10 protein-coding genes and 8 pseudogenes are annotated in these 12,868 nt (G+C 63.6%); 12 read left to right on the forward strand and 6 right to left on the reverse strand.

Annotated elements, in window-relative coordinates; genetic code table 11:
* Positions 1–94: 94 nt before the first annotated feature.
* Positions 95–604, reverse strand: a pseudogene (locus ACWD4A_RS33475) (transposase); the annotation flags it as partial.
* Between the two features lie 213 nt (positions 605–817).
* Here ACWD4A_RS33475 and ACWD4A_RS33480 point away from each other — a divergent pair.
* Positions 818–1,105 (forward strand): annotated as a pseudogene (locus ACWD4A_RS33480) (ISL3 family transposase); the annotation flags it as partial.
* A 300-nt stretch (positions 1,106–1,405) separates the two neighbouring features.
* On the opposite strand, the gene ACWD4A_RS33485 reads toward ACWD4A_RS33480, so the two are convergent.
* Together ACWD4A_RS33485 and ACWD4A_RS33490 are read right to left on the reverse strand one after the other, a co-directional pair.
* Entirely contained in the window at positions 1,406–2,134 is a 729-nt protein-coding gene (locus ACWD4A_RS33485; protein WP_451199913.1) for an IS630 family transposase, read from the reverse strand.
* A 187-nt stretch (positions 2,135–2,321) separates the two neighbouring features.
* Positions 2,322–2,399, reverse strand: a pseudogene (locus ACWD4A_RS33490) (hypothetical protein); the annotation flags it as partial.
* A 104-nt stretch (positions 2,400–2,503) separates the two neighbouring features.
* On the opposite strand from ACWD4A_RS33490, the gene ACWD4A_RS33495 reads away from it, so the two are divergent.
* A complete protein-coding gene (locus tag ACWD4A_RS33495) occupies positions 2,504–2,800 on the forward strand; it encodes a transposase (RefSeq protein ID WP_451199927.1) in 297 nt (98 codons plus the stop codon).
* A gap of 312 nt (positions 2,801–3,112) precedes the next feature.
* Here the strand turns inward: ACWD4A_RS33495 and ACWD4A_RS33500 are convergent.
* Positions 3,113–3,253, reverse strand: a pseudogene (locus ACWD4A_RS33500) (IS5/IS1182 family transposase); the annotation flags it as partial.
* Between the two features lie 122 nt (positions 3,254–3,375).
* Positions 3,376–3,648 (reverse strand): transposase, encoded by a 273-nt coding sequence (locus ACWD4A_RS33505; RefSeq protein ID WP_451199915.1) that lies wholly within the window; start codon positions 3,646–3,648, stop codon positions 3,376–3,378.
* 174 nt (positions 3,649–3,822) lie between these two features.
* Here ACWD4A_RS33505 and ACWD4A_RS33510 point away from each other — a divergent pair, with 174 nt between their 5' ends.
* From ACWD4A_RS33510 to ACWD4A_RS33525, 4 genes and pseudogenes are all read left to right on the forward strand, one after another.
* A complete protein-coding gene (locus tag ACWD4A_RS33510; protein WP_451199916.1) occupies positions 3,823–4,905 on the forward strand; it encodes a M4 family metallopeptidase in 1,083 nt (360 codons plus the stop codon).
* Positions 4,906–5,097: 192 nt separating this feature from the next.
* Positions 5,098–5,295, forward strand: coding sequence for a hypothetical protein (locus tag ACWD4A_RS33515; protein WP_451199918.1), 198 nt, complete (start codon positions 5,098–5,100; stop codon positions 5,293–5,295).
* Positions 5,296–5,366: 71 nt separating this feature from the next.
* A pseudogene (locus ACWD4A_RS33520) lies at positions 5,367–6,446 on the forward strand (IS630 family transposase).
* 121 nt (positions 6,447–6,567) lie between these two features.
* The gene (locus ACWD4A_RS33525; RefSeq protein ID WP_451199919.1) at positions 6,568–7,338 is read left to right on the forward strand and encodes a peptidoglycan-binding protein; all 771 of its coding nucleotides are present in this window, start codon (positions 6,568–6,570) and stop codon (positions 7,336–7,338) included.
* Positions 7,339–7,361: 23 nt separating this feature from the next.
* Here ACWD4A_RS33525 and ACWD4A_RS33530 read toward each other — a convergent pair.
* Positions 7,362–7,574: pseudogene (locus tag ACWD4A_RS33530) on the reverse strand (transposase family protein); the annotation flags it as partial.
* Positions 7,575–7,964: 390 nt separating this feature from the next.
* Here ACWD4A_RS33530 and ACWD4A_RS33535 point away from each other — a divergent pair.
* From ACWD4A_RS33535 to ACWD4A_RS33560, 6 genes and pseudogenes are all read left to right on the forward strand, one after another.
* A complete protein-coding gene (locus ACWD4A_RS33535) occupies positions 7,965–8,249 on the forward strand; it encodes a helix-turn-helix domain-containing protein (RefSeq protein WP_451199921.1) in 285 nt (94 codons plus the stop codon).
* A gap of 12 nt (positions 8,250–8,261) precedes the next feature.
* Positions 8,262–8,981, forward strand: a complete 720-nt coding sequence (locus ACWD4A_RS33540) for an IS630 family transposase (RefSeq protein WP_451199924.1) — start codon at positions 8,262–8,264, stop codon at positions 8,979–8,981.
* Between the two features lie 170 nt (positions 8,982–9,151).
* Positions 9,152–9,789 (forward strand): annotated as a pseudogene (locus ACWD4A_RS33545) (transposase family protein).
* A 1,190-nt stretch (positions 9,790–10,979) separates the two neighbouring features.
* Entirely contained in the window at positions 10,980–11,318 is a 339-nt protein-coding gene (locus tag ACWD4A_RS33550) for a C40 family peptidase (protein ID WP_451199928.1), read from the forward strand.
* Between the two features lie 40 nt (positions 11,319–11,358).
* Positions 11,359–11,605, forward strand: a pseudogene (locus ACWD4A_RS33555) (IS701 family transposase); the annotation flags it as partial.
* Positions 11,606–12,390: 785 nt separating this feature from the next.
* The gene (locus ACWD4A_RS33560; RefSeq protein ID WP_451199926.1) at positions 12,391–12,762 is read left to right on the forward strand and encodes a peptidoglycan-binding domain-containing protein; all 372 of its coding nucleotides are present in this window, start codon (positions 12,391–12,393) and stop codon (positions 12,760–12,762) included.
* Positions 12,763–12,868: the final 106 nt, after the last annotated feature.

Genomic DNA, 12,868 nt, shown 5'->3' on the forward strand with positions numbered 1-12,868 from the left:
AGAGATCCTGGCGAAGGTCCGCCTCATCCAGACCAACATCAAGAAACTCGTTGCAAACAACTCAAAGTGATACGAACGGGATCACGAGACACTAGCCGTCGCGGATCTTCACGTTAATGGCGTCCACGAAGACCACCGGGTAAACGCGGTCGAGCGGGCGCGACTGCCATTCAGCCATGCCCTCCATCACCTTGTCCGTGATCGTGGTGATGGTCTGCTTGGACACGCTCGCCCCGTAGACCTCGGCCAAGTGGGCGGATATCTCCCCGTGCGTGAGTCCCTTCGCGGAGAGCGAGAGGACCATCTCATCGATGCCGGTCAGCCGGCGCTGCCGCTTGCGGACGATCTGCGGCTCGAAGGTGCCGACGGTGTCGCGGGGCACCCTCACCTCGACGGGGCCGACGTCGGTCAGCACGGTCTTCGAACGGGTCCCGTTGCGGCTGTTACCGCTGTTCCTGCCTGTCGCGTCGTGCTTGTCGTAGCCGACGTGATCGGTGATCTCGCCCTCCAGGGCGGACTCCAGCACCCGCTTTGTCAGCTGCTGCAGCAGCCCGCCCTCCCCGGTCAGCTGCAGCCCGTCCGTACGGGCACGGTCGACCAGCATCGCGATCAACTGCTCGTCCGAAACCGACTCCGCAGCCGGCTCGACGGCCAGCTCCTCCACGGCCGAGTACTCGGTGATGGTCTCGCTCATCAGGCGTCTCCTTGATCATCGGATCCGCCGTTGATTAGACACTCCCCCGTTACGGCCGACCGCCGCACCGAGATGATCTCCGGCTACGAAATTCTTGCCAGAGCCACTTCAACGAGTACGCCGACACGCGTCCCCAAATACCGCGCCAGCCTCGTCGATCCCTACCGCGAGCACCTGCGCAAACGCCGGGCCGCGGCCCCCGCCGTCCCCGTCCTGCACCTCTTCGAAGAGATCAAGGCCCTCGGGTTCACGGGCTGTCTGAACCTCCTGCACAAGTACATCAACCAAGGCCGTGCGGACGCCGACCGCAGCCACATCTCCGCGCGCAGATTCGCCCGGATGCTGCTGGCCAGGCCCGACAACCTCAAGGCCGAGCATCACGAGCTCTTGGCCAAGCTCACCGCCGCCTGCCTGCCCCGAAACCCGTGTGTATCGCCTTTCCCTCGAGGCACAAGGTGTGATGCCGAGCCAAGCGCCGCGAAGAGAAGATCGTGGTTACCGTCCTCGACATTGGATAGAATCCCGCCTCTTCAAATTCAGGCCATCAGCCTCGATATTTCGTGGTGATCCGTCGGCTGTCCAGGACGGTCTTCTTCGGGGTCTGGCACAAGTTCCGCGAGTTGACTACGTAGCGTCATGTGAGAAGAACGCGTTTCCGAAGGAACGGGAACCCGGCACAGCCGAACATATGCCGTTTAAGCGTCTTATTGATCAGAAACTCATGGGGTTCTCGTCCAGGACGTAGCGGACGTGGGGGCCGTGGAAGTAGCCGCGGACGATGTGTGGTTGGCGCTGGCGCCTGCGGAAGAATCTGCGGGTCTCGGCTGCGAGTTCGTACTGGTTCCGGGCTCGGTGCTGCTTGGGCAGGGTGTTCTTGAGGTCGGCGTTGACCAGTTCGTCGGGGTTGAGCTCGGGCGAGTACGGCGGCAGGAAGTGCAGCCCGACGTCGTCGGGGTGGGCGGTGAGCCAGTCGCGGACCTTCTTGGGACGGTGGGCGGAGTGCCCGTCGACCACGAGATGGACCTTATGGCCGAAGTGGCCGGCGAGCCGGTCCAGGAAGCGGCACATCACCTCGGCGGTGAAGCTCTCGGTGAAGACCATGAAGTGCATCCGGCCCTTGGTGCTGATCGCCGACATCGCGTTCACCGAGAACCGGTTGCCGGTCCGCCGCACGACGAGGGTCTTCCCCCTCTCTCCCCAGGTGCCGCCGGGGACCTGGTCGAAGCGGAAGCCGACCTGGTCGGCGAAGAGGATCTCACCACCCTCGGCCCTCGCCTTCGCGCGGATCTTCGGCCAGAACTCCTGGTGCCAGCACGCTACGGTCCCGGGGTCCTGCTCGACGGCCCGCTTGTCCGGACGCTGGAAGGACAGCCCCCACCGCTTGAGGTACCTGCCCACCCCCGGTTCGGTCAGCCACACCCAGTACAGCTTCGCGATCAAGCCCGCCCACCAGCCGCCGCGTCCACAACTGACCACTCAGCCCCACGTCACCAGGCCGGTGATCGAGGACCGCCTGCCGCACGGCGGCCTGCTCGGCCTCCCCGAGCACCTGGTGCACCCCGACCCGCTTACCGCGCAGCCTCATAACCAGCGACTCCCGGCCGCCGACCTGCCACTTCGCCCACCACTTGTCGACCGCCTTCAGCAACACCCCGAACACCGCCGCCACCTCCTCACGGTCCCGCCCCGCCACCAACGCGGCCACCGCCCGAAGCCGCAGGGCCTCCTACGCAGACGGCGACAGATGCCGCGCACCCCCCACCAGATCACTCACACCCCACCAACGACCCCGAACCCAAACCGTTTCTGATCAATAGGTACACGAAGCGTCACTCGGCGGAGTTCAAGCGGGACGCGCTGGCGCTGGTCGATTCCTCCGGGAAGACGGTGACCGAGGTTGCCCGGGAGCTCGGTGTGAGCTCGGAGTCCCTGCGGGGCTGGTACCGGCAGGCCAGGGCCGACCGTGGCCAGGGGCAGTCCGGCGAACTGACGAGTGAGGAGCGCGAGGAGTTCAGGCGGCTGCGGAAACTGGCCGCCGAGCAGGCCCGGACGATCGAGGTGCTGCGAAAAGTGAAAGAAGAGGAATTTAATGAGCAAGAAATATGAGGCTTGCTGGTCATGGCCTGGGATGATCGCGATGGTTCTGGCCGTCGGCGTCTCCATCGCGTTCTCCGCATCGCTAATCATAGTCTCACTGTCCGACCAACCCGTATCACAACAATTCGCCGGGGTCTTGTCTGCTCTGTCCGGCGCAACCGTTGGTGCCCTCGCCACCTACCTGGGAAGTTCCATCACCGGACACCATACCGCCCCTGCACCGCCCACATCAGAATCAGATAACGAATCTGCCAAACGGGGGCCTGAGTAGGGTCAGGGGCTGGCGCAATGGCCGATGCTCCGCTTCCAGCCCCTGCCGCTTTAACAGAATGAGTTGATCTGTCTGAGGGTGATGAGGCAGCAGGCGAGACGGAGGAAGGCTTCGTGGATGTCGGCTCGTCTCTCCCAGCGGATGCGGAGGCGTTTGAAGCCGTGGAGTCAGGCGAATGTTCGCTCAACTACCTATTGATCAGAAACTCATGGGGTTCTTGTCCAGGGCGTAGCGGACGTGTGGGCCGCCGAAGCAGCCGCGGACGATGTGTGGGTCTGCGGAAGAAGCGGCGGGCCTCCGCGGCGAGTTCGGCCTAGTTCCGGGCCCGGTGCTGCTTGGGCAGGCTGTGCTTGAGGTCGGCGTTGACCAGCTCGTCGGGGTTCAGCTCGGGCGAGTACGACGGCAGGAAGTGCAGCCCGATCCGGTCAGGGTGAGCGGCGAACCAATCGCGGACTTTCTTGGAACAGTGGGCGGAGTGCCCGTCGACCACGAGATGGACCTTGCGGTCGAAGTGGCCGGCAAGCCGGTCCAGGAAGCGGCACATCACCTCGGCGGTGAAACTCTCGGTGAAGACCATGAAGTGCATCCGGCCCATGGTATGAGGTGCCCCCACGCTCCGGACAACGCTCAACTCGCCTGCCGGACACGGCCACCGGCACCAAACGACCTCATTCCATTAGGCGTTGTAAGGGTTACCTTCAGGATGCATTACCTACGCCCGCTTCCCGGCTTGAAAATTCATGACGAAACGAGATACCTAATGAATGACATGACGAATGTAGCCGAATCAGCTTTTTGCATGATTCTTCCTCCTCATATACTGGACAAACTTGTCCAGTCCAGGGATCCAGCAGTCGCCAGTTACGCACGACGCACTCTCGAGCACGATGCCCTCCACCGCACACGGCGCCGCACTGCTGCGGCCTACGGAATCACGGCTCCAGCGGGCACTCCTTCCAATAAACCGCAACGTACAGTCTGCGACGCTGCCAACCAGCAAGAGATCCCGGGCAGGAAAGTGCACGCCGAGGGTGATGCACCCGCGACAGACGAGGCAGTCAACCGCGCTAGCGCCGGGCTTAATTCAACCTTCGAGTTTTATCTGAAGGTTTTTGGTCGACACTCTATCGACGACTCCGGGCTACCTCTGGTCGCCACGGTCCACTATGGCGAAGGTTACAATAACGCCTTCTGGGACGGTAGTCAGATGGTCTTCGGCGACGGCGATGGCCATCTTTTCAATGATTTTACAATTCCAGCAGAAGTCATTGGCCACGAGCTGACCCACGGCGTCACCCAGTACACGGCCAATCTGGAGTACTACGGCCAGTCCGGCGCACTGAACGAGTCGATCTCGGATGTCTTCGGCGCATTGATCAAGCAGTACGCTCTCGGGCAATCCGCAGAGCAGGCCGACTGGCTGATCGGCGAGGGCTTGCTTGGTCCCACCGTCCACGGTATGGCACTGCGCTCCCTCAAGGCGCCGGGCACGGCTTACGACGACCCACAGCTCGGCAAGGATCCACAGCCGACCACCATGGAGGGCTATCTCCGGACATCACGCGACAACGGCGGCGTGCACATAAATTCCGGAATCCCCAACCGCGCCTTCTATCTCACTGCTATAACTCTCGGCGGCAATGCGTGGGAACGTGCCGGGAACATCTGGTACCACACAGTCACCGGAGGCGACCTGGCCAGTGATGCCGACTTCGCAGAATTTGCACGACTGACCACATCTACGGCCTGGTCGTTATATGGGGAGAAGGAAGAGGTTCAAGCCGTCCTAAATGCCTGGGACTCCGTTGGAATATCAACCTCATACAGAAACAATCACCAATAGCGTCACAGTCGTCGACCTCAATCCGGGCTGATGTATTGGCCCAAAACGGCCGGGGTTCTGATTCGTTGATCGCAGCGGGTGAACTACTCAGCCATCGCTCCACCCGCACACGACGCACCACAGGACGGGCGACGCGCCAATCGCGGTCCCGGACCAGTCGGCGCCGGCTACCGAAACCGCGTACTGCACTTCATGTCCCCCGACCTGGACCGGGCCTGGACTCCCCGGGAAGTCGCAACCGCCCTGAACGTCCGCAACACCCACAGCTTCGCGACACAGATGGGCCAGTGGGTGGCCGACGGCCTCCTCCGCAAGATCGGCCACGGGAAGTACGTCCTGGCCGACACCTGGAGACCGACACCCTTGACAGGCCCAGCCACCGCTTACTGACTTCGGCTCGTCAGGGTGATCTTCTTCAAAGTCCCTGATGAAGCTGGGGTGTTGGATGTATCTCGTGGTGTGTGAGGTATGCGGATGGGGGCGGGCTGACCGCTGGGGGGCGTCAGCGCCGGGAGTCAGTACGGATGCAGGCGGCTGAGTTGTTCGAGCAGAAGATCAAGCCGCCGGAGGTGGCGCGGCAGCTGCGGGTGAGCCGGAAATCGGCCTACCAGTGGCATCAGATGTGGCGGGAAGGCGGGTCCGGGGCGCTGGTGTCCCGTGGCCCGAGCGGATCACGGTGCCGTCTCTCGCCGCGCTGCCTGGACAGACTGGCCGCATATCCCGAGCAGGGTCCGGCGGCGCATGGCTGGCTGGAGGACCAGGTCTGGACCGCCGGCCGAGTGGCCGCACTGATCGGCAGGAAATTCCACGTCTCCTACAGCGTCTCGGGCGCCACGCGACTGATGCACCGGCTGGGATTCTCCCCGCAGGTTCCCGCTCGGCGGGTGGCCGAGCGCGACGAGCAGTCGGTCGCGGTGTGGAAGGAGGCGACCTGGGCGGAGATAAAAGAGCCCGGGCGGCCTGCGGGGGCTACATCTGCTTCGAGGACGAGGCGGGGGTTCACCCGACGGCCGCCCAAAGGACGCACGTAGGGTCGGCGCGGGGTCACCCCGGTCGTGACAGTGAGCGGGCGGGGCTCGGGGCGGCTGTCGGTGGCCGGGCTGATCGCCATACGGCCCGGCTCCCGCACCCGGTTGTGTCACCGTCTACGCGCCCACCCCGCGGGCAAGGGCAAGCGCCGCAGCATGGGCGAGCGCGACTTCATCGCCCTGATCGACGGTGTCCACCACCTCGTCAAGGCTCCGATCGTGCTGGTGTGGGACCGGCTGAACACCCATGTATCCCGCACCATGCGGGACTTGATAGCTGAGCGTGAGTGGCTGGCAGTGTTCCTGCTGCCCGCCTACTCGCCTGGCCTGAACCCGGTCGAGGGCGTGTGGGCGCACGTCAAACGCAGCCTGGCCAACCTCGCCGTCGTCGCCCTCGACCGCCTGGAGACACTCGTTCGCAACCGGCTCAAACGCCTCCAGTACCGGCCCGACACCCTTGACGGCTTCATCGCCGGAACCGGACTCACCATCGACAGCCCAACATCACCCTGACGAGCCGAACTCAGTAACGGATCAGAGACGCTGTTGACATCCTTCCGGTCCTCGTCCGCTCCGGATTCCCCATCCCACGCCCCCCTTCCGAGTTACCAGAGAGGTAGGAGACATGGCTCGCATGCCCGGCGCCACCTGGCGCCCCGTACCCAACTGCACCAAAAACGGGCAGGAATCAGTCAACGGCGTAATCCTACACATCATGGAAGGAACCCTGGACGGCAGCGACAGCTGGTTCCGCAACGCCTCCGCCCAGGCCAGCGCCCATTTCGGCGTCGGCAAAGATGGACGCATCTACCAATGGGTGGACACAGCCGACCGCGCCTGGGCACAAGGCTCCGGCAACCGCACATGGCTATCCATCGAACATGAAGGACACTCCGGCCAGGCCCTGACCGACCAGCAACTCGCTGCCACTGCCCGCGTCATCGCCTGGATGTACTCGGTCCACAAATTCCCCCTCCAACAGACCGACAACGTCACCAGACCCGGCATCGGCTGGCACGGCATGGGCGGAAGCGCCTGGGGAGGCCACAGCGCATGCCCCGGCGAAGCCATCAAGAACCAACGCCCAGCCATCCTACGCATCGCAGCCAGCATCACCACCCAAAAACCCACCACGCCGGACACCACCAGCACAAACCTCGTGCCGTTCCCTGGCAGCAACTTCTTCGCTACCGGCCGCCGCTCCCCCATCATCGCTTCCATGCGCACCCGGCTCATCACAGAAGGCTGTGACCACTACACATCCACCGCCAACACCGACACCTGGGGATCCGGCGACCTGGCCTCCTACGCCGCCTGGCAACGCAAACTTGGCTACAGTGGCAAAGACGCAGATGGCATCCCCGGCCCCACCACCTGGACACAGCTACGAGTCCCCCAACTCTAAAACGGTTCCTCACTGAACATCTTTCATCCTGAATAGCCGCAGGTCAGGGTGGTGTGGACGGCCTGGGCGATGCGGCTGATGCGGTTGGTTGAACATCGGGCCTGGCGGAGGATGCGCCAGGACTTCAGCCAGGCGAAGGCGCGTTCGCCCGGCGCCCGGAGTCGCGTGTGGACGCGGTTGAACCGCTGGTAGTGGTCCGGGAGTTCACGGTGTCCGTAGTAGGGGGTGCGGACGGTGGGACAACTCCACCCAGCACAAGGACACCGCGATGCGGGAACTGCTGGCAGCCCGCAAGGACTGACTGACCGTCTTCCGCCTCCCGGTATACGCGCCGGACCTCAGCCCGGCCGAGGGCGTATGGGCCCATCTGAAGAACAGCCTGGGCAACCTTGCCGCCGGCACCACCGGCCAGCTCGCCGCACGCACCCGGACACCCGGACCCGGCTCAAACGGATGCAGTACCGCCCTGCCCTCCTCGACGGCTTCATCACCGAGACCGGACAGACTGACCCTCATCCCACCATGACCGTCACCCCAAAGCGAAAACCTCAGTTGCTTATTGAATCGAAACTGTCTGGTTGCTTTGCTCGTTGGGGGGTGTGATCGAGGTGGGGGATGCGCGGTGGTTGTCGTCGGCTGCGCAGGAGGTGGTGCGGCTGCGGGTGGTGGCCGCGCTGGAGGCGGGTGCGGTGGGTTCGTACCGGCAGGCGGCCGAGGTGTTCGGTGTCGGCGAGAGGTCGGTCGGTACCTGGTGGCGCAAGTACAAGGGTGCGGGCCGGGAGGCGCTTGCGGCGCCGGTCAAGTCCCGTTCGGGGCCAGGTGAGCTGGTCAGTCCCGAGGACCGTGCGGTGCTGTTCCAGGCGATGGCCGACTACACGCCCAAACAGCTGCTGATCGGCGGCCCGCTGTAGACCCGCAGGCTTGTGGCCGAGCTGATCCGGATGGTCGTCGGGGTGACGATGACCGAACAGGGAGTGGGCAAGTGGCTGCGCCGGCACGGCTTCTCCCCGCAGTGCCCGGACCGCCGTTCCTGCTGCCAGGACCAGGCGAAGGTGGATGCCTGGCTGCAGGAGGAGTACCCCGCGATCGCCGTCCAGGCCAAGGCGGAGAACGCGCAGGTGGCCTGGGCCGACCAGTGCGGACTGCGCTCGGACACCGCACCGCCCGGCCGGAGCTGGGCGCCCAGGGGCCAGACGCCCATCGTGCGGGTGTCCGGCCGGCGATTCAAGGTCAACATCATGTCCGCGATCGCCTCCCGCGGCACGCTCTGCTTCACTGTGTTCACCGAGCAGTTCACCGCCAGGACCTTCACCGCGTTCCTGGACCGCCTCGCCCGCCAGGCCAGCCGCAAGGTCCACGTCATCGCCGACCGGCACCCCGTCCACCGCAGCAAAGCCGTGACCGCCTGGCTGGAGGAGAACACCGGGCGCATCGAGCTCCACCTGATGCCCGGCTACAGCCCCGAGCTCAACCCCGACGAGCTGCTGAACGCCGACGTCAAGCGCCACGTCCACGCCGCCCGGGCCCGGTCCGCGGACGACCTCGCCTACGAGACCCGCCGCTTCCTCCACCGCCGCCAGCGACAGACCCACATCGTGCGCGGCTACTTCCACGCCCACCACGTCCGCTACACCATCCAATAAGGATCTTCAGCGTGGCCACTGATCGAGTGACAGCGGCGGGCCCGTAACAAGCGAGGCCCTCGGACTGTTGATCGGGATGTCTCACCTCCCAACCCAGCAGCCAGAGGGCCTCGTTGGTTGTCCATCCTTGCGCACTCGACCTGCCGCACGCCCTCGTCGAATGAGTCACGATGCTGATCGTCACCCGCGAGGGTGACCGTCGGTGCAAACTCCGGCCTTCCCAGCGAGCCCTGGTGGTCTTGGTGTATCTGCGTGAGCACATCACTCTGGCGAAGCTCGCGGCCGGCTTCCGGATCAGCGAGGGCACGGCCCACGCTTACGTGCACAGCGTGACCGAGCTGTTGGCCGCCCGGGCACCGTCCCTCACCCGCGTGCTGAGGAAGACCCGGCCGGAGTATGTCCTGGTGGACGGGACGATCGCCGAGTGCGACCGCGTAGGCGACAGGGAAGCGGACTACTCCGGGAAGGCCAGGCGGCACGGCGTGAACATCCAGGCCGTCACCGGGCCCGCAGGCGAACTGCTCTGGTTCTCACCCGCGTTGCCGGGCCGGACCGTGGACATCACCGCGGCCCGCACCCACCGAACCATCACCATCTGTGAGCGGCTGAAGGTCCCTGTCCTCGCGGACAAAGCCTACGAAGGGGCCAGCGGAACCTTCTGCACCCCCTTCAAACGGCACTGCGGACGCCGGTCGAGCGAGCCTTCGCCCGCCTCAAGTGCTGGCGCCTCTTCCGAAAAGCACGCTGCAGCCCCAACCGCCTCACGTCAATGACCCAGGCCGTCCTCACCCTCAAGCAGCAACGCTGAAGATCCTTAATAAGGCAACCAGACCGTTTCGGTTCAATACCTGCGGTGCGTTCCGGCATGGCCATGTCCCTCTGTTGGCCGACAGCCAACCCTTCGACTTTTGATAACTGATGCTTACGAGGACGAGGTGTCGGTCCCCTGCCAAGGTTTGCTGAGAGCGCTTCTGTGCGATAACCAGCACCGGTCGTGCAGGCCTTTACGCCTTGCAGAGGTACCGGCCTCCATGCTGTTCTTCTCGTGAACAGGGAATACCCTCAGGCAATCGGCGAAGGAATGATATTATGCTGCAAAAATCAAAGCGCCAGTCCCCTGTGAGAGGATTTTTCCTTCCTCGCGGACGCCACCGCCGAGCAAGGAAACAACGGTTCGAACGCGGTAGTACTGAATCAGGAAAGATTTTCACGCCATGCCAGGATTCAGATGCCGCTTTCTCCGGGAGGTATCGCTGCCTACCCCGCCCCAGGCCAGGCAGAACTCTCTCAGCCAACCGGCTCCTTCACCCGCTGTCGCTGCCTCCCCAATACTCCGGCGACGCTCGGCACGCCAGACGATGCCTGTCTCAGACGCAAACGTCCCGGGCTCACCAGGATTCCCAGTTCGTTGAACCAGGCGACAGCAGGACTGTGAATTCTCTACCAAATATCCTGGAAGACGGCTCCGGTTTCTTCCGGAATTTACGAGCTCCACGCTAATGGCGCTCCCTATCACACGGTTTATCTACAGCTGGCGGAAGGCTTGCCAAAACCAGTAAGTAGATAAATCCCTGGCGCCAGCTCCTGCACACACTTTCAAGCTCAAGCGCCACCCAGCCGCTTCCGGACGTGCCTGCATGCTGGCGCTCGGTACGGAACCGCTTCATACGAGCTCGGCAGCAGTCGCTGCATACATGCCCCACACACTGGCATCACGCAGCCCAGACCTCTACTTCAGAATGCTCTGTACCGATGCAGAGGCCGAACCCCGACGCATCCGGGGCCGGGTCGCATGGTGCATGGTCCCGCCCAGCGCAGCACCGTGCCCTGAACGAAAGGATCTGCATGTCCACCATCACAGTGCATGACCCTTCTCGTCGACAGAAATTATTCCTGCCGACGCACCCAAGAGCCACCTGCGCTCTCGGCCTTGCGTCAATCCTCATCACAATGCTCCCCTGCGCTACCCAGAAAGCTGCAGCACTGGAGCCCAGGCTCATGGCCTTACGTACCGCCCAAGCCCTTAAAGGCGCGCCCTACCGATGGGGTGCCACCGGACCACGTACATTCGATTGCTCTGGACTGACTCAGTACGCCTACCGCAGAGCAGGAAAGATGCTCCCCCGTACCGCGGCGGCACAGTTCGCCTTCACGCGGCCCATTACGGTACAGCACCGCAGGCCTGGCGACCTGGTCTTCTTCCCCCGACACGGCACCATCGGTCACGTCGCCCTGTACGCAGGGAACGGCTACATCTGGCATGCCCCCAAGCCTGGCGGGCACGTCCGCCGGGAGCTCTTATGGACCGGACGGGTCATGTACCACGCTGTCCGCTGATGTCACAGATATGTTTTCGCGGGCGTTGTCAAGTTGTTGGTGCGGCGACGGGACGAAGGGCCCGCGGGTCTACGACTGGGCCGCCGCCCGCCTGCCGACCATTGACGTCTTCGACGGCGACGCACCGACACATCAACGGTGGATGCTGGCCCGCTGCAGCCCGGACCGACAAAATCGCCTACTACCTCGCCTACGCGCCCAACGGCACCACGGCCGGGGAGCTGGTCCGGGTCGCCGGGTCCCGCTGGGCGATCGTGGAAGCCTTCCAGGCCGCCAAGAACGGGTGCCCCCGTCCATCCCCTCGTTGTATGGAGGGTTTCGTTAGGTCAAATGAGATGACTTCTACGAGGGGAGGCTCAGGCATACGCCTACCGGCCCTTCGGGGGAGATGCGTGAGGGACTGAAGATCAGGGGTGCAAGATTGGCCGGGCCTGCCACGCTCACCACAGGAGCAACGTGCAGTGCTCCGTCCAGCCGGATAACCCATTCAGGTGAGCTCCTCTCAGCCAAGAGACAGGGCAAGTAAAGCATTGTAAGGTAATCAGAGATAGTGGGGGGGTAGGGTAAACCCTCACGTCTTCCCTGACGCATTCCTGAGCCCTTGGGTGTATCTTCTCGGAACAGGCAGGAGTAAGCGGGGCTTTGGTGGTTACATTACCCGTAGGAGTGACTCGCCATCCGATCGCCAGACATTGCTATTCGGCCAAACCTACAGGCAGTAGTCTTTAACTGCACTACTCGCACCGCTAGATTCTTTGCCAACTCAGAAAATATCTAGCGCCCAATAGGTCGACAGAATCCACATCAGAAACCGTAGCCTCTGATTCGAAGCATCATCCGCAGAAGGACGCGCAACAGAGAGGTGTGAAGAATGGAAAACCTACGGGCCAATTCCGCCCTGAGATCCGCTGCTGCTGTATCAGTTGCCGTGCTGGTTGGAGTCTTAGGCGCCGCGTCCCCGAACAGTTCAGCTGCTGCCGCAGGGTCGCAGAGCTTCTCCATCCCGCTGAGCAAAGTATTCTCGTGCGGCAAGGACAGCGAGGTCATCCCTCATACTGTCCAGAGAGGAGACATGGGGCCAACCGTGGAGGAGGCGCAATGCGCCCTTCGGCACTGGGGTTATGACGTCGGCAGCAGCGTGGACGGAGACTTCGGCCCGAAGACCGAAGCAGCTGTCCGGGCATTCCAGCGAACCTGTCGAGTGGAAAGTGACGGCATCGTCGGTCCCAGGACCTGGTCCTGCCTGCGGTGTGGACCGGGCGCAGCCCGAGCAGCCGCTGCAGGGCAGGGGAGGCGCCAACCGGCCAAGGTCGAGAAGGGCAACTCTCCAGAGCTGCCCAAGAAGTCCGTCGAGGGCGGGGCCAGCGTGAGTGCCTCTGAGGAAGGCCCTGCAGGAGCAGAGCAGAAGACGCAACCAAGCCCGTCCCAGCCCTCTCGCAGGTAAGGAGCTCACTAACAAGCCGTTTCATTTGGTTGTGATCTTGCGGCAGTCTGGTCTGGTGACGAATCTGGTGGAGCGGTTGGTGCCGGACGGCCTGTGGGAGTTGTTC

This window comes from Streptomyces sp. NPDC002537 (assembly GCF_053594975.1).